This window comes from Polaribacter sp. AHE13PA (genome assembly GCF_019278505.1).
GTDB lineage: Bacteria > Bacteroidota > Bacteroidia > Flavobacteriales > Flavobacteriaceae > Polaribacter.
This window is the reverse complement of sequence record NZ_CP058985.1, coordinates 3,218,482-3,234,985: the sequence shown is the minus strand read 5'-3', so window position 1 is coordinate 3,234,985 and position 16,504 is coordinate 3,218,482. Positions and strand designations below refer to the sequence as shown.

The 16,504-nt window shown below is 28.1% G+C and carries 15 protein-coding genes; 4 read left to right on the top strand and 11 right to left on the bottom strand.

The window, feature by feature from the left end:
• Positions 1–49: 49 nt before the first annotated feature.
• The 6 genes from H0I28_RS14005 to H0I28_RS13980 form a co-directional block, all read right to left on the bottom strand.
• Positions 50–919 (bottom strand): LytTR family DNA-binding domain-containing protein, encoded by an 870-nt coding sequence (locus tag H0I28_RS14005; protein ID WP_218759480.1) that lies wholly within the window; start codon positions 917–919, stop codon positions 50–52.
• Between the two features lie 304 nt (positions 920–1,223).
• Positions 1,224–1,541, bottom strand: a complete 318-nt coding sequence (locus H0I28_RS14000; protein WP_165731391.1) for a heavy metal-binding domain-containing protein — start codon at positions 1,539–1,541, stop codon at positions 1,224–1,226.
• Positions 1,542–1,613: 72 nt separating this feature from the next.
• Entirely contained in the window at positions 1,614–2,543 is a 930-nt protein-coding gene (locus H0I28_RS13995; RefSeq protein ID WP_218732066.1) for an SPFH domain-containing protein, read from the bottom strand.
• Positions 2,544–2,703: 160 nt separating this feature from the next.
• A complete protein-coding gene (locus tag H0I28_RS13990) occupies positions 2,704–3,243 on the bottom strand; it encodes a hypothetical protein (protein WP_218732065.1) in 540 nt (179 codons plus the stop codon).
• Positions 3,244–3,543: 300 nt separating this feature from the next.
• On the bottom strand, positions 3,544–5,064 hold the full coding sequence (gltX, locus tag H0I28_RS13985; RefSeq protein WP_218759479.1) for a glutamate--tRNA ligase: 1,521 nt from the start codon (positions 5,062–5,064) through the stop codon (positions 3,544–3,546).
• 96 nt (positions 5,065–5,160) lie between these two features.
• Complete coding sequence (locus tag H0I28_RS13980) at positions 5,161–6,015, bottom strand: hypothetical protein (RefSeq protein WP_218759478.1); 855 nt, start codon at positions 6,013–6,015, stop codon at positions 5,161–5,163.
• Between the two features lie 110 nt (positions 6,016–6,125).
• On the opposite strand from H0I28_RS13980, the gene H0I28_RS13975 reads away from it, so the two are divergent.
• From H0I28_RS13975 to H0I28_RS13960, 4 genes are read left to right on the top strand one after another with little or no spacing between them, the layout of a single operon-like run.
• Positions 6,126–9,518: a DUF4175 family protein gene (locus H0I28_RS13975; protein ID WP_218759477.1), complete on the top strand. Its 3,393-nt coding sequence runs from the start codon at positions 6,126–6,128 to the stop codon at positions 9,516–9,518.
• A 2-nt stretch (positions 9,519–9,520) separates the two neighbouring features.
• On the top strand, positions 9,521–9,931 hold the full coding sequence (ybeY, locus tag H0I28_RS13970; RefSeq protein WP_208890699.1) for an rRNA maturation RNase YbeY: 411 nt from the start codon (positions 9,521–9,523) through the stop codon (positions 9,929–9,931).
• A 49-nt stretch (positions 9,932–9,980) separates the two neighbouring features.
• A complete protein-coding gene (gene mnmG / locus H0I28_RS13965) occupies positions 9,981–11,858 on the top strand; it encodes a tRNA uridine-5-carboxymethylaminomethyl(34) synthesis enzyme MnmG (protein ID WP_218759476.1) in 1,878 nt (625 codons plus the stop codon).
• 55 nt (positions 11,859–11,913) lie between these two features.
• Positions 11,914–12,771, top strand: coding sequence for a class I SAM-dependent methyltransferase (locus tag H0I28_RS13960; RefSeq protein ID WP_218732059.1), 858 nt, complete (start codon positions 11,914–11,916; stop codon positions 12,769–12,771).
• Between the two features lie 768 nt (positions 12,772–13,539).
• Here the strand turns inward: H0I28_RS13960 and H0I28_RS13955 are convergent.
• The 5 genes from H0I28_RS13955 to H0I28_RS13935 form a co-directional block, all read right to left on the bottom strand.
• Positions 13,540–13,938 carry a DoxX family protein gene (locus H0I28_RS13955; RefSeq protein WP_218759475.1) on the bottom strand — a complete coding sequence of 133 codons (399 nt, stop codon included), beginning with the start codon at positions 13,936–13,938 and terminating at the stop codon, positions 13,540–13,542.
• 12 nt (positions 13,939–13,950) lie between these two features.
• Positions 13,951–14,331, bottom strand: coding sequence for a hypothetical protein (locus H0I28_RS13950; protein WP_218759474.1), 381 nt, complete (start codon positions 14,329–14,331; stop codon positions 13,951–13,953).
• 29 nt (positions 14,332–14,360) lie between these two features.
• Entirely contained in the window at positions 14,361–14,747 is a 387-nt protein-coding gene (locus H0I28_RS13945) for a VOC family protein (protein WP_218759473.1), read from the bottom strand.
• 3 nt (positions 14,748–14,750) lie between these two features.
• Positions 14,751–15,209, bottom strand: a complete 459-nt coding sequence (locus H0I28_RS13940) for a DUF1801 domain-containing protein (protein WP_218759472.1) — start codon at positions 15,207–15,209, stop codon at positions 14,751–14,753.
• A 351-nt stretch (positions 15,210–15,560) separates the two neighbouring features.
• Positions 15,561–16,499, bottom strand: a complete 939-nt coding sequence (locus tag H0I28_RS13935; protein WP_218759471.1) for a 2-hydroxyacid dehydrogenase — start codon at positions 16,497–16,499, stop codon at positions 15,561–15,563.
• Positions 16,500–16,504 lie beyond the last annotated feature (5 nt).

Genomic DNA, 16,504 nt, shown 5'->3' with positions numbered 1-16,504 from the left:
TTGTTATAAACAGGAAGATTTTTGCGGTATTTGGGATAAATGGGAAGGTTTATTGTATCAAACTTTGTAAAGATTGTTTAGAAAAACTTCTAGATACTGGAATAACTATTGGTATTAATTTTGAACCTAATAAATAACCTCGTGCATTTCCAGAAATATCAGTAATATAATTCACATTTACAATATAACTTTTATGACATCTAATAATATTAGAATACTCTTCTAATTCTTTAGTTATTTTTGTTAATGTAACTCTTAATATTTTTTCTTTTAGATTATTATTATGTAACAAAAAGAAACTAGCATAGTTTCCTTGAGAAGTTATATACACCAAATTTTTTATTTTAAAAGTAATAGTTTCTCTTCCATTATCAGAAGTAATGGAAATTTCACTGGCTAGTTTTTTAGAAATTTCTTTTTCTTTTTTTATTTCTTTAATTTCTAATACCTTTTTTTCTCTTCTTTCACGTATATTTTTTTCATTAATAAAAAGAAAAAAGGTTAATGGAATTAAGCTAATTAAAAATGTATAGAAAAGAAACTCTAAAAGACTAAAGCTTCTAATGTGATAAGGTCTTGTATATAAATCACTAAAATACCAAATAATAGTTCCAATTATTGTAATACTTACCACTATTAAAAATAGATTTCTACCAATAGTCCATTTATCTTCGTTAAAATAATCCTTAAAAATAAGTGGTGGTACATATAGAATAATAAAAGCAGATATAAAGGCAGTTATACCTATAGCTAAAGTATATTCTAAAAGAATAACTTCAAATAGATTCAAATAAAAAGGTCTAAAAATATATAAAAATATAAAGATGAATAACCCAAGAGAAAAACTAATTTTTAGTTTAATTTTTATGGATGGATTAAAGTAATAGGGCATAGAAAGCCATTTTCTAATTTTTTTCATAGAAAAATAATATTTTATATATAAACTTTAAAAATAATATTTATTTATAAGTTTTTTAACAAGAATCTATTGTTCTTATTCAAAAAGGATCTATCTATTTTTCAAACTAAATGAAAGTTAAGATAATTATATTATGAAGTAAGTTAAACTATTTTTTTTATTAAAAGTGATAATTTATCCTTAGAAAATCTTTAATATTTTTTATGAATACAATGTGCATTCAAATTTAGGAAAAAAAAAACTTAATAAAATATTCTATTAAAAATTTTATTAAGCTTATGATCATTAAAAAGTAGCTATTTTACTATAACTTTACTGCTGTTCCAGAGGCTGTAACCATTAACATTCCTCCATTTTTACCAACAGTTTCATAATCTAGATCTACACCAACAATAGCTTCTGCACCTAAAGAATTTGCCATTTCTTGCATTTCTTTTAAAGCAGAATCTTTAGCTTCTCTTAAAACTTTTTCATAAGAACCAGAACGTCCACCAACTATGTCTCTAATTCCTGCAAAGAAATCTTTAATAAAATTAGCGCCAATAATGGTTTCTCCTGTTACTATACCTAAATATTGAGTTGCAGGCCTGTTTTCTATGGTGGGAGTTGTTGTTACTATCATTTCTTGTAATTTTTTATAAGGTTACTTCATCTTTTATTATAGTAACAAAAGATGAAGTTAAAATGTTTTTACTTATTTATCTAATTTTTTAGGTTTTGCATTTTTCATTGCTTCACCAATTTGGTTACTTGCAGTAAAACTTGCTACCATATCATTTAACATTTGGCTACCTGCTTGTGGAGAATTTGGTAATAATATTAAATTACTGTTCGTTTCACTACCAATAGATTGTAAAGTATCATAATGTTGCGTTACAACGATTAATGCAGATGCTTCTTGGCTATTTATACCAACTCTATTTAAAACGTCTACAGACTCTTCTAAACCACGTGCAATTTCACGTCTTTGGTCTGCAATACCTTGTCCTTGTAAACGTTTACTTTCTGCTTCTGCTTTTGCTTTTTCTACAATTAAGATACGTTGGGCATCTCCTTCATATTGTGCAGCTGTTTTCTCTCTATCTGCAGCATTAATTCTGTTCATTGCTATCTTTACTTGTGCATCTGGATCAATGTCTGTTACAAGGGTTCTAATAATATCGAAACCATAATCTAACATAGCATCATTTAATTCTGTTTTTACAGCAATAGCAATGTCATTTTTTTTCACAAAAACATCATCTAATTTCATTTTTGGTACTTCTGCTCTTACCACATCAAATACGTAACTTGTAATTTGATCATGCGGATAATCTAATTTATAAAAAGCGTCATATACTTTTTCTGTGATTACTTTATATTGTACAGAAACTTTTAATTTTACAAAAACATCATCTAAAGTTTTTGTTTCAATAATAACATCTAATTGTTGGATTTTTAAACTCAATTTTCCAGCAATTTTATCAACAAAAGGAATCTTTAATTTAAGTCCAGATTGTTTAATGCTATGAAATTTTCCAAAACGTTCTATAATGGCAGCTGTTTGTTGCTTCACCATAAAAAATGATGAAAATAAGACAAGTGCAATTATAACAATAGGTATAATAATAGTAGTTGATATCATAGTTTATTTTTTATTTAGTTAATAATTTGTTTATATGTAAAGATAGGGTATTTAGTAATTATTTATAGGACGTATTTTTATTATATTGTTACAGTTTTATTAAAAAAAAATCCTGTGAAAAGTATTTTTCACAGGATTTTTATATTGTTAAGTTTATAAATTATTCTTCTTCTTTCGGAAAAACTTTATATATTTTTCTGTTGTACTTAATCCACTTTTTATATTGCTTTTCAGAAAGTAACGCTTTTATTGTTTTATCAAGTTCTCTATCTTCTTTCTTTAGTATTTCAGAAATAGGCTTGAGGTTTTCACTCATCGTTGTCATTACTTTTTTTTGTGAAGAATTATCACCAGTTTTCATTACTGTTTTCTGATAATTTTCAACCATATCTTTTGTACTTCTTAATACAAACGTATTAATTCTAGTGATGTCTTTAATATCTTTATTGTACTTAGTCAATACCCTAGAAAATTCTTGTCCTTCTTTAGAAGTAAGTTTTATACTCGATTTTTTAGCTGCTTTTTCTATATCATAATTTACAATACCAATATATCTTTCTACATCAAAATTAGGTTCTGGAGCCTTTTGTTCTGTTTGCATCATTTGATTCTGACGCCTGCTTTGACTATCTCCATAACCGTATTGAGCTTGAGCAGTAAATGCATATCCTAAAATTAAAACTAAAAATATTTTTTTCATGTTGATGATGATTTTATTTTTATTGAAAGGTATTAAAAAAAAATATATACAATTTTGTGAAAAAGTAAAATTTCTTCTATTAACTAATTTTGTAATTAGTTAAATTTTTTTTACAACACATAGTAACGTAGAAAATATAACGCTATTTTTAAGATGTTACTATGTGGTAAAATTATTAATAATACGTCCATTTGTCATTTCGACAATAGGAGAAATCTCATAGTTTATGTAAATTTATCTGATTTTTCTCTTCGTTCGAAATGACAAAACTGTATGTTATTATTTCTATTTGATGAAATTTTACAATTTTTCAATTGCATTTTTAATTCTTTTTAAAGTTTCTTCTTTACCAATCATAGCAATGATATCAAATAAATGTGGTCCTGCTAATTTACCTACTAAAGACAATCTTAATGGTTGCATTACTTTACCAAAACCAATTTCTTTAGCAGTAATCCATTCTTTAATTTCTTTTTCTGTATTTTCTGATGAAAAATCTTCTATAGTTGAAATTACAGTAATTAATTCTTGCATTAATTCTGATGTTCCTTCTTTCCAGTTTTTCTTAGAAGCTTTTGCGTCGTATTCTGTTGGAGTTTCGAAAAAGAAACTAGATAAATCCCAAAAATCATTTACAAAAGTGGCTCTTTCCTTAATTGATGAAACTACTTTTAAAACAAACTCTTTGTCTTTTGTAATTCCTTTTTCAGCTAAAATAGGCAAGTATAAATCAGTCAATTCATCATCAGACTTGGTCTGCATATATTGTTGATTGAACCATTTTGCTTTATCTGGGTTAAATTTTGCACCAGATTTACTAACGCGTTTTAATTCGAAAGCTTCAATTAAAGCTTCTAAATTAAATAATTCTTGTTCTGTTCCAGGATTCCATCCTAAGAAAGCCAACATGTTTATAAAAGCATCAGAAAAATAACCATCTTCCTTATATCCACGTGAAACATCACCTGTAACATCGTTTGTATATTCTAAAGGAAACACTGGGAAACCTAATTTATCACCATCACGTTTGCTTAATTTACCTTTACCAACTGGTTTTAAAATTAATGGTAAATGTGCAAATTTAGGAGCATCCCAACCAAAAGCTTTGTATAATAAAACATGTAATGGCATAGAAGGTAACCATTCTTCTCCACGAATTACGTGAGATATTTCCATTAAATGATCATCAACAATATTTGCTAAATGATACGTTGGCATTCCGTCTCCTTTAAATAAAATTTTATCATCTAAAGTATTGGTATCAATTCTAATATTTCCACGTATTTCATCTTCCATTCTTAAAAGCTCATCTTGAGGCGTTTTAAAACGGATTACATAATTCTCACCAGAATTTATTCTGTTTTGTACTTCTTCATCATTTAAAACCAATGAGTTAACCAAACGTCCTTGTGCTCTGTTATGCCAGTTGTAAATAAAGGTTTTTCCTTCTGCTTCGTGTGCTTTTCTTTCAGCATCTAAAGCTTCAGTAGAATCAAAACAGTAATATGCCCAACCAGTTTCAATTAATTTATCTGCATATTCTTTGTACAATTCTTTACGTTCTGATTGTCTGTAAGGACCAAATTTTTCGTTCTTTCCTGGACCTTCATCAAAAGGAATATTACACCATTCTAAAGCGTCTATAATATATTGTTCTGCATTTGCAACATAACGTGTTTGGTCTGTATCTTCTATACGAAGTACAAAAGTTCCGTTATATTTTTTAGCAAATAAATAATTATATAAAGCTGTTCTTACACCACCAATATGTAAAGGCCCTGTAGGACTTGGTGCAAAACGAACACGTACATTAGATTCCATCTTTTTTATTTTTTATCGTACAAAGATAGTTTTCTAAAGGCATAAAAAAAAGCCTTTAGAAAAGGCTTTTAACTTGTTATGTATATTGTAAAATATTTAGAATTTTTTATAAACACCAACAGTTAATGCTACTTGTTTGGCAACATTGTTTCCATAAAAAGCAGCTGGCAAACTTGCGGTAACTCCAAAATTATCAGAAAATTCTCCAATTGCTTTTAAACCAACAACGCCATATTCTTGGTTATTAACATATAAGGATGTTATTCTATTAATGTCTGGTAACTCAATATCTCCGTTTTCAAAAGATTTTTCTAAATCAAGAAAACCAATGATCCATATATTTTTAAAAACTTTATAACCGTATTCTCCACCAAATTTAAAGTTAGAACTGTAATTATTAGTTCTAATTTTTGCACCAATAAAAGATTGTAAATAAGAATTACTAAAACTTTTACCAGCTAAAAATAGGGGAGAAAAAGTAAAAGCATCATAACCGGTTCTTATTCCTGAATTTTCATAAAAGGAACTTGTGTTTGCTTCTACTGATAATTGACCAGAAAGTAACCAGTCTTTTTTATAGAAGTTATGTTTTACACCAATTTCTATATTTCCTAAACTTGTTTTGTTTTCATTAATATTTTTTGAACAATCTACAATACAATATATTGCTGGATCCATATAACTTAAATTATCTACAGAAATTAGTTTAAATGGAAGATTTACTATTAAAGTTGTGTTATTTGTAATTCCGTATTCTCCATAAATTTGAATTGTATTGTCTGTTATTTCTCCATTAATACTATAATCCGGATCGCCAAAAAATTTGTCATAATTAGGTATTGTAGTAAATGACAATTGGGTATATAATTTTCCTTTTTCTTGCGTCCAAGGACCTTGAGAAAATGCAGAAATGGTTAAGAATAAAAATAGAAAGTTGGTTATTTGTTTCATTTTTTTGATTTTAAAACTTAGTAGTATTATTTTTTAATTACTTACAAAATTCGTTTTAACAATTATTTGGTTGTCTATCTATGTAAAAATAGTATTTTTAAAAGTTAGTTATGGCAGAATTTAAAAATATTGAGGAGAAATTACATCAATTTACACGTAAATATTATACTAGTGAATTGATAAAAGGAAGTATATTATTTCTTTCTTTAGGATTTCTATACTTTTTTTTCACGGTGTTTATAGAATATTTTTTATGGTTAAAACCAACCGCAAGAACTATTTTATTTTGGTTTTTTATACTGGTGGAAGTTTTTTTGTTATTTCGATTTATTTTTCTGCCAATTTTTAAATTAATTGGTCTTAGAAAAGGAATTACTTATGAACAATCTTCTAAAATAATTGGTGCTCATTTTCCTGAAGTTCAAGATAAATTATTGAATGTTTTGCAATTGAAAAAAAAGAACAATAATTCTGATTTATTGTTAGCAAGTATTCAACAAAAAGAAACAGAATTACAACCCATTCCGTTTGTAAAAGCAGTAGATTTTACCAAAAACAAAAAGTATTTAAAATATGCAATAGTTCCTGTTATAATATTTTTAATAACCTTATTTACAGATACTAATGATAAATTATCAGAAAGTTTACAACGTGTTGTAAATCATAATATAGCTTATAATCCGCCTTCTCCATTTTTATTTTCGGTAAAAAATAACGATTTAAAAGTGATACAAGGAAAGTCTATTTATATTTTGGTTGAGACCCTCGGAAAAGTGTTTCCAATGGAAGCACAAATCCACTTTGAAAATCAGCAATATTTTTTAGAAAATAATGGTAACGGAACCTTTACTTATACTTTTTCAGATGTTCAACAACCAATTGATTTTTTTATTGAAGCAAACGGAGTTCAATCTCAAAATTATAAAATAGAAGTTATAAAAACACCTACTATTAATGCTATTTCTTTAGATGTTAAGTATCCCAGATATTTAGGTAAGAAAAATGAAATGATTAAAAATTCTGGTAATGTAATAGTTCCCGAAGGTACTACTATTACTTGGAATGTAACTACAAATCAAACAGATTCGTTGGCTTTTATCAACAATAATAAAAGTGTTTTTTTTGATTCAAATGCAGATAATATTTTTATATATTCTAAAAGGATTCAAAATCCGTTAAATTATCAAATTTCATCTTCTAATAAAGATTTAAAAGATTTTGAGAATTTAGAGTTTTATGTAGATGTTATAAAAGATGAATTTCCATTAATTACTGTGCAATCTAATATTGACAGTATTTCACGCGGAGCTGCACAATTTGCTGGTCAGATTTCTGATGACTATGGAATTAAAAAATTACAACTCGTTTATTATAATGACGAGCAGCCTGAAAATCAAAATAAATTTGAATTGTCAATAACGAAAGAAAATATTCAAACTTTCTTTTATCAGTTTCCTGACGGATTAAATTTAGAGTCAGGAATTAATTATGAATTGTTTTTTGAGGTATTGGATAATGATGCTGTAAATGGAAGTAAAAAAAGCAAGACAAAAATTTTTAATTATCGACAAAAAACAACTGATGAAGTAGAGGAGGAGTTGTTGCAAGAGCAAAGAAATACGATTAATAATATTTCAAATTCAATTCAGAAACAACAAAAGCAACAGAAAGCATTAGAAAAAGTTCAGCAAGATTTACAAGGAAAGAAGCAAATTAATTGGAATGATAAAAAGAAGATTGACAAATTTGTAGAGCGTCAGAATAATTATAATAAAATGATGCAACGTCAAACTGATAAATTACACGAAAATTTAGATGAAAAAAACGAAGAAAATGAAGATCTTCAAGATAAAAAAGAAGAGCTTAAAAAGCGTATTGAAGAGCTTAAAAAATTAGACAAGCAACAAAAATTGTTAGATGAAATTCAGAAATTGGGACAGAAGCTTAATAAAGAAGATTTGTTAAAAAAAGCTAAAGAATTATCACAACAAAACAAACAACAAGAAAGAAGTTTAGAACGTATTTTAGAATTGACGAAGCGTTTTTATGTTGAGCAGAAAGCAATGCAAATTGCTAATAAGGTTGAAGAATTGTCTAAAAAACAAGAAGAACTATCTTCAGAAAAAGAGAATACTTTAATCAAACAGAAAGAAATAAAAAAGGAATTTGAAGTCATAAAAAAAGATTTAGAAGAATTAAATAAAGACAATAACAAGTTAAAGGAACCTATGGAACTTCCGGATGTGGAAGATGAAAAAGATGATATTGATACTGAATTAAAAAAATCTGAAGAAAGTATTTCTAAAGAAAACAAAGTTAATGCAAATAAGAGTCAAAATAATTCATCAAAAAAGATGAAAGAAATGAGTACTAAAATGCAAAAAGCAATGATGGAAATGGAAGGAGAATCTATGGAAGAAAACATTGATGACTTGCGTAAAATTTTAGAAAACCTTGTTATTTTTTCTTTCAAACAAGAATCTTTAATGCATAAGTTTGAAGAAATTTCTACTTCACATCCAGATTTTGGTCAAGACTTAAAAAGACAAAATGAATTAAAAACTTATTTTGAACATGTAGATGATAGTCTGTATGTGTTATCTATGAGGTTGCCTAAAATTTCATCAATTATTAAAGATGATTTATCTACAACGCATTATAATTTAGAACAATCTTTATATAATTTTTCTGAAAATCTTTTTTCATATGGAGTTTCTAACCAACGTTACGTTATGACTTCTGTTAACAGTTTAGCAGATTATTTAAGTAATATGTTAAGTAGTATGAAGAATTCTATGTCTATGAAAAAAGGCAAAGGAAAGAAATCTAAAGGCAAAGGTTTTAGTTTGCCAGACCTTATAAAGAAGCAAGGAGAATTGTCTGAAAAAATGCAGCAAGGAATGAAAAAAGGTAATAAACCTAGTGATAATAAAACTGAAGGTAAAGAAGGAAAAAAAGGAGATAAACCAGGACAAAATGATAAACCTGGTGATAAAGGACAAAATGGTAAGGGAGATAAACAGGGACAGAATGGAGAGAAAGGTAGTAGTGGCGAAGGAGGCTCTATAGATGATTTGGATGGAGAAATTTATCAGATTTACAAGCAGCAAAGTTTATTAAGACAAGAATTACAAGAACAAATTAAAATGTCTGAGGAAGCTGGAAGTGGTAAAAATTCAGATGCTAATAAAGCTCTAAGGAAGATGGAAGACTTAGAAAATGAAATCTTAGAAAAAGGTTTTAACGCTGAAACACTTCAAAAAATGCAGCAATTAAATTATGAATTATTAAAGTTAGATAAAGCTGCTTTAGAACAAGGAGAAGATAAAAAACGGAAGTCTAATTCTAATTTAAAAGAACTTGAAAAGAGAAATATAAAGGCTTTAGAATTTAAAAAGCAGTTTTACAATCAAACAGAGATATTAAATAGACAATCATTACCTTTGCAGCAGAATTATAAAAACAAAGTTAGAGCATATTTTTCTGACTCAAACAAGGATTAATTATGGTTACTTTTAATTACGAAACAGATTTTGATTTAAAAGATGAAAATCTTTTAGAATATTGGATTGATAATGTGGTTTCAAAAAAAGGTTTTAGTTTAGGTGAATTGAACTATATTTTTTGTGATGACGAATACCTTCATAAATTAAATGTAGAGTTTTTACAACACGATACTTTAACGGATGTAATTAGTTTCGATAATACTTTAGGTAAATTAATTAGTGGAGATATTTATATTTCTATTGAAAGAGTTGCTGATAATGCGAAAGATTTTGAGGTTTCTTTTATAGAGGAATTACATAGAGTGATGATACATGGTGTACTTCATTATATGGGATATAAAGATAAAACTGAAACTGAGAAAAAAGAGATGAGAAATGCCGAAAATACGGCGTTATCTGAATTCAAATAATTGATAATCAATAATGTAAATACAAGGTTTCACGTGGAACCACAATATAATGAGTTTATTTTCAACAACATACGACGTTATTGTAGTAGGAGGTGGTCACGCTGGGAGTGAGGCTGCAGCTGCTGCTGCAAACATGGGTGCACACACCTTATTAATTACAATGAATTTGCAAAATATTGCGCAGATGAGTTGTAATCCTGCAATGGGAGGAATCGCAAAAGGACAAATAATTAGAGAGATTGATGCTTTAGGAGGTTATAGCGGAATTGTTACTGATAAAACAGCGATACAGTTTAAGATGCTTAATAAATCTAAAGGACCTGCAATGTGGAGTCCAAGAGCCCAATCTGATAGAATGCAGTTTGCTGAATGCTGGAGAACGATGTTAGAGCAAACTGAAAATGTAGATTTTTATCAAGATTCTGTAAACGGTTTATTATTTGATGGTAATAAAATTATTGGTGTAAAAACAGCTTTAGGTTTAGAAATAAAAGCCAAAACTGTTGTAATAACTGCAGGTACTTTTTTAAATGGATTAATCCATATTGGAGATAAAAGTTTTGGAGGTGGTAGAGCAGGTGAGGGAGCATCAACCGGAATTACAGAAGATTTAGTTGCTAAAGGTTTTGAATCTGGTAGAATGAAAACCGGAACACCACCAAGAGTAGATGGACGATCTTTAGATTATTCTAAAATGATTGAGCAACCTGGTGATGAAGTTACAGAGAAGTTTTCTTATTTACCAACTACAAAACCCTTACAAAAACAACGTTCTTGTTGGTTAACGTATACCAATTTAGATGTGCATGATTTGTTGCGTACAGGGTTTGATAGATCGCCAATGTTTAATGGTAGAATTAAATCTACAGGACCAAGATATTGTCCTTCGATAGAAGATAAGATAGACCGTTTTGCAACGAAAGATAGACATCAAATGTTTATTGAACCAGAAGGTTGGACAACTTGTGAAATGTATGTAAATGGTTTTTCAACCTCTCTTCCAGAGGATGTTCAGGACATAGCAATTCGTTCTGTAGCTGGTTTTGAAAATGTAAAATTTTTAAGATATGGCTATGCAATTGAGTATGATTTTTTCCCACCAACACAATTAAAACATTCGTTAGAAACTAAAATAATTGAAAACTTATTCTTTGCAGGACAAATTAATGGAACCACAGGTTATGAAGAAGCTGCTGCGCAAGGTTTAATGGCGGGTGTAAACGCTGCGTTAAAAACGCAAGAAAAAGAACCTTTTGTTTTAAAAAGAAACGAAGCTTATATTGGTGTTTTAATAGATGATTTAATTACAAAAGGTACAGAAGAGCCTTATAGAATGTTTACATCTAGAGCGGAATATAGAACCTTATTAAGACAAGATAATGCAGATTTACGATTGACACCAATCGGTTTTAAATTAGGTTTAGCTTCTCAAGAACGATTAGATAGAGTTATTGAAAAGCAAGAAAAAGCAGATTTATTAATTCATTTTTTACAAAATACAAGTGTAAAACAAGAGGAAATAAACCCTATTTTAGAAGCAAAGAATTTAGCATTGATTAACCAATCTATGAAGCTTTATAAAATTGCTGCAAGACCTCAATTAGATTTTTCTGATTTTAAAAGTGTAAAGAAATTAACTGCTTTTTTAGATGAAAATAATATTGATAAGGAAGCAATTGAACAAGCTGTTATTCATTTAAAATACTCTGGTTATATAGAGAAAGAAAAGAATAATGCAGATAAATTAAATAGGTTAGAGAATGTAATGATTCCTTCTAGTTTTAATTATCAAAAAGTAAAATCTCTGTCTTTTGAAGCTAGAGAAAAATTGAGTAAAATTCAACCGACATCTATATCACAAGCAAGTAGAATAAGTGGTGTTTCCCCCAGCGATATCTCTGTGCTTTTGGTTTATATGGGTAGATAAATTGTGAAAATAATTGCTATGTTCCTCGTGGAACATATTATAAAGAAAAAGTATTATGGGGGAAAAAAGAGGTCTTCACAAAAAGTTAGAACCTTATTTAAATTGTAAAGATTTTACGGTTTCAGATGAAACTTATGAGGTGATGTTTAATACGGAATATGATATGTTGGTGACTTCACCAATTCCGGTAGATCTAGAAAATTACTATAAGAGTGAAAATTATATTTCACACACAGATAGTAAAAAAACATTAATGGATAAGGTTTATCAGTCTGTAAAGAATATTACATTAAGAAGTAAGTTAAATTTAATTAATTCCTTTAAAACAGATTCTAAAAACATTTTAGATGTTGGAGCAGGTACGGGAGACTTTTTAAAAGTATGTGCATCTAATTATTGGAATGTTCTTGGTGTAGAACCAAGTGCTGATGCAAGAGAAATCGCAAAAGAAAAAGGGATTATTTTACAAGAAGAATTACTTGATATTCAAAATAAAAAATTTGATGTAATTACGCTTTGGCATGTTTTAGAACATGTAGAAAAATTATCTGATTACATTTCTAAATTAAAAGAATTACTTTCTGAAAATGGAAGATTAATCATTGCGGTACCGAATCATAAAAGTGATGATGCAAAATATTATAAAGAGTATTGGGCAGCTTTTGATGTGCCAAGACATATTTGGCATTTTTCACAAAATTCAATTCAGAAAATATTTTCTGAAGAGAATATGATTGTAGAAAAAACATTGCCAATGAAGTTTGATTCTTATTATGTTTCTCTTTTAAGTGAAAAATATAAAACAGGAAAAATGAATCCATTGAAAGCATTTCATAGAGGTTTTGTTTCCAATTTAAAAGCAAGGAAAACAAAAGAATATTCTTCTTTAATTTATGTAATTAAAAACAAGTAGAATTATAATTTTTTTATAAAAGAATTATCAACCTTCAAAAAAATAATTTTGAAGGTTTTTTTATGATGAAAAATCAAGTTGTTCCTCGTGGAACATTTTAGTTTTTTAATCTAAAATTAGGAACGTTTTTTAAAACAATAATTAAAAAATTGATTTAAGAATGGTTTTATGGTTTAGCTACAAACATTAAATTAAAAATATAGATTACAGGTAAGAACGATTTAATTTTATCTGAATATTTATAATGTTGGAGTAGTGGTAGGTTTTGTAGAATTTTATAATAGCTGTTTTATAGATTCATAATAAGTTTGAAAAGTTCAGTTACTTCAAAATAAAATGTAACTATAACTCTTAGTTTGTATATTAAATTTTAATTAGTTTTTACTTAAAATTTTACTCTCTTTTAAATTCTAGTTCAGTTGTGTTTTTCTTATCGTATAAAATTCAATGTTTTTTGAAAACAAGTTGTATTGTAGAAATCCTTTAGAATATTAAATAAATATGTTTTTAAGAAGAGATCTCAAAATTGAAAAAAGAACGTTGTAAAATCAGTTTTCAGTTTCATTTACATCAAAAAGAGGAAAAGTATATCTTACTTTAGTTTTTGTACCTAAAAAAGCCATTAAAAACGATTTTAAAAAGACTTGTTTAAAACTTATCTCAAATAAAGTAGAAATACCTTAGTTAAAAAAGAAAAGCTCTTAAAACGATTGTTTTAAGAGCTTTTTCTATAAATATTACTTATGTAATTGATAAAAAATATCAGTTTTATTTATTTAGTAAATATACACCACAAAGTGAAATGATAAAATAGACACCTAGAGACATCGCTCCTGGATAATCTTTTGCAAGACGTTGCCCAATAAGCATAAAAATTATACTAATGGCAGAAAGCTGTATTCCGAGTAATGCAATTTCTTTTGCTTCTGAAGTATAAATTTGATACACTCCAATAATCATAAATCCTACAGCAAGAATTTCTATGATTAATAGAATGGATAATAAAAACGGAACACTGCCTTTTAATGGAGAATTTTTAAAATGATCTTTTATAAAAGAGATCGTTCCTTTCCAATCTAGTATTTTTTCGAATGCAGATATTAAAAAAGTAATGATTAAAAAAAGTAAGATTAAAATCTCAGTAGGGTAGTCAGATAAAAAATGCATAATTACTTCCCTTTATGATTTTCCGAATAATCGTTGTAAAAAGCTTTTCGACTTTTCTTTGATATCTTTTATTTCCTCTTTAGCTTCTCCTGCTAATTCAGAACTTTTTTCTTTTAAATCTTCATAAGTTTCTTTTGCGTCATCTGTAAATTCAGTTGTTTTCTGTTTTGCTATTTCAGAGTATTCTTCTGCTTTATGTTTTACTTTTTCTATGTTTTCATCAGATAAAAGTTCATTTACTTTTCCTTTTGCATCTTCAAAAACGTCTTTAGCATCTTCTACAAATTCGTTTGTTTTTTCTTTTGTGCTTTCAAGAGTTTCTTTTGCTTCGTTAGAAATTGAACCTAAAGTTGTTTTTAGGTTCCCCTTTAAATTTTTATTTTCTTCTGACATTTTTTTGATTAATTTAATATTATATAATCCTAAAGAAAAGCTTTATCAATAGGTTCCCAAAGCTCAATTTTGTTTCCTTCGTTGTCTAAAACCCAACCGAATTTACCATAGTCATGTTCTTCCATTTCACCTACAATAGTAACACCTTCTTTCTTTAATTCAGCTAATAATTCTACTAAATTTTCTACTCTGTAATTAAACATAAAGTCCTTTTTAGAAGGTTCAAAATGTTTAGTGTCTTCTGCAAACGGACTCCATTGTGTAGAGCATTTATTTCCGTTCTCATCTTTCCACCAGAAAGTACATCCCCAATCGTCCGTATTAAATCCTAAATGATTTTTATACCATTCTTTTGCTGCTTTTGCATTTTCAGATTTAAAAAATAAACCTCCAATTCCTGTAACTCTATTTTTCATAAACTACTTCTTTTTAATATTAGTTTCATAAACTGCTATCCATTCATCAACAGTTATTTTTTTACATAATTCAGCAATTAATTCAAAAGGAATTTCTGCTGTTTTTTTAAAACGAATACAACTTTTACCCATATCTAATGTGCGTTTGCAATGCTTTGGATATTCGTTTACAAACCAATCTTTAATTTCTGGAATGGCATAAATACCACTATGATATAAATTTATGGAGTTTTTTTGAGAAGCAAAACTCATAAAAGGCAAAGGTTCTTTTGGGTTGCAATGGTACCCATCTGGATACAAAGAATGAGGAACATAATACCCAATCATTCCATACTGAATACCTTCTTTAAAACCACTAGGCAGGTTTTGTTTGATGGTTGTACGTAATTTTAATAAAGCATTTTTACGTTCTTCAGGAACCTGTTTTATATACTCTTCTACTGATGTGGCTTTGTATTGCATACTTTTAGATTTATACAAGTGTCATTTCGAATGACAAAAGTGTAACAAGTTAAACATATTTTGTGAATTAGAAGTATTGAATAATCGTATAAAGAAGCTAATGTAAAACAGAGCAATTTAATGAGATTTCTCCCAAAAAAGTAGAAATGACAAAACTGGGTGTAACCATAACTGAACATATAATAATATGAAATTGTAACTTCGACCAAAGGAGAAATTCCATAACAGTGATAACACAAACCTATGTAATTTCTTTTGATAAGTTAGAAATCATTACTCCTTAAGTTTTATAATATAAAAAGCCCCTTCAGGTTTTTAAAACTGAAGGGGCTGATTGTTATAGTAAATTATTTAATTAAATTTTACCTTAATTTTATCTACAATAGTCTGTGCCAATCGTTCTTTACTTTCAACAGTCCAACCGGCAACATGAGGTGATAATAAAACATTTTCTGAATTGATTAAATATTGAAAAGCCTCTGGCATTTTATCATCAGAAAACAAGTTTTCAAAAGATGCTTTTTCATACTCTAAAACATCTAAACCAGCACCTAAAATCTTACCGTTTTTTAAAGCTGAAACCAAGTCTTTTGTGACTACAGATTTTCCACGTGCGGTATTTATCAACCAAAAAGACTTTTTAAAACCATTGATAAGGTCTGCATTAATCATGTTTTGAGTAAGTGCTGTTTGTGGAATGTGTAAACTTAAAACGTCTGATTTTTCTTGTAATTCTTCTAAAGAAACTTGTTTACAATTTGCATCTCCAACATTTGGCTTTATATCATAACACAAAACTTCTACATCAAAACCACGAAGTTTTTTTGCAAAAGATTTCCCCATATTTCCATAACCAATTAATCCAACCGTTCTACCGTCTAGTTCAATTCCGCGGTTTTCTTCGCGCAGCCATTTACCGTTTCTAACTTCTTTATCTGCTTTGTTTAGCTTGTTAAATAGTGATAACAGCATTCCTAAGCTATGTTCTCCTACAGCGTTTCTATTCCCTTCCGGAGCAGCAATTAATTCAATATTTAAGCTTTCTGCATAATCACAATCTATATTTTCTAAACCTGCACCAACACGTCCAATAAACTTTAAGTTGGTGGCTTTGTCTAAAAATGCTTTATCAATAGAAAAACGACTTCTAATTATAAAACCATCATAGTTGTGAATTTTAGCTATAACTTCTTCTTTAGATGAAGTGTAATCTTCATCGTTTTGATACCCTAAATCATTTAATTGATTTATTAAAAGCGAGTGATTTGAGTCTAGGTGTAGAATTTTCAAAGTAA

Excerpts from the sequence above, each read along its gene's own strand:
- H0I28_RS13990 (WP_218732065.1), bottom strand. The coding sequence starts at position 3,243 with ATGAAAAAAATATTTTTAGTTTTAATTTTAGGATATGCATTTACTGCT.
- H0I28_RS13980 (WP_218759478.1), bottom strand. The coding sequence starts at position 6,015 with ATGAAACAAATAACCAACTTTCTATTTTTATTCTTAACCATTTCTGCA.
- H0I28_RS14005 (WP_218759480.1), bottom strand. The coding sequence starts at position 919 with ATGAAAAAAATTAGAAAATGGCTTTCTATGCCCTATTACTTTAATCCA.
- H0I28_RS13950 (WP_218759474.1), bottom strand. The coding sequence starts at position 14,331 with ATGTCAGAAGAAAATAAAAATTTAAAGGGGAACCTAAAAACAACTTTA.
- H0I28_RS14000 (WP_165731391.1), bottom strand. The coding sequence starts at position 1,541 with ATGATAGTAACAACAACTCCCACCATAGAAAACAGGCCTGCAACTCAA.
- H0I28_RS13940 (WP_218759472.1), bottom strand. The coding sequence starts at position 15,209 with ATGCAATACAAAGCCACATCAGTAGAAGAGTATATAAAACAGGTTCCT.
- mnmG (WP_218759476.1), top strand. The coding sequence starts at position 9,981 with ATGAGTTTATTTTCAACAACATACGACGTTATTGTAGTAGGAGGTGGT.
- gltX (WP_218759479.1), bottom strand. The coding sequence starts at position 5,064 with ATGGAATCTAATGTACGTGTTCGTTTTGCACCAAGTCCTACAGGGCCT.
- H0I28_RS13955 (WP_218759475.1), bottom strand. The coding sequence starts at position 13,938 with ATGCATTTTTTATCTGACTACCCTACTGAGATTTTAATCTTACTTTTT.
- H0I28_RS13995 (WP_218732066.1), bottom strand. The coding sequence starts at position 2,543 with ATGATATCAACTACTATTATTATACCTATTGTTATAATTGCACTTGTC.
- H0I28_RS13945 (WP_218759473.1), bottom strand. The coding sequence starts at position 14,747 with ATGAAAAATAGAGTTACAGGAATTGGAGGTTTATTTTTTAAATCTGAA.
- H0I28_RS13975 (WP_218759477.1), top strand. The coding sequence starts at position 6,126 with ATGGCAGAATTTAAAAATATTGAGGAGAAATTACATCAATTTACACGT.
- ybeY (WP_208890699.1), top strand. The coding sequence starts at position 9,521 with ATGGTTACTTTTAATTACGAAACAGATTTTGATTTAAAAGATGAAAAT.
- H0I28_RS13960 (WP_218732059.1), top strand. The coding sequence starts at position 11,914 with ATGGGGGAAAAAAGAGGTCTTCACAAAAAGTTAGAACCTTATTTAAAT.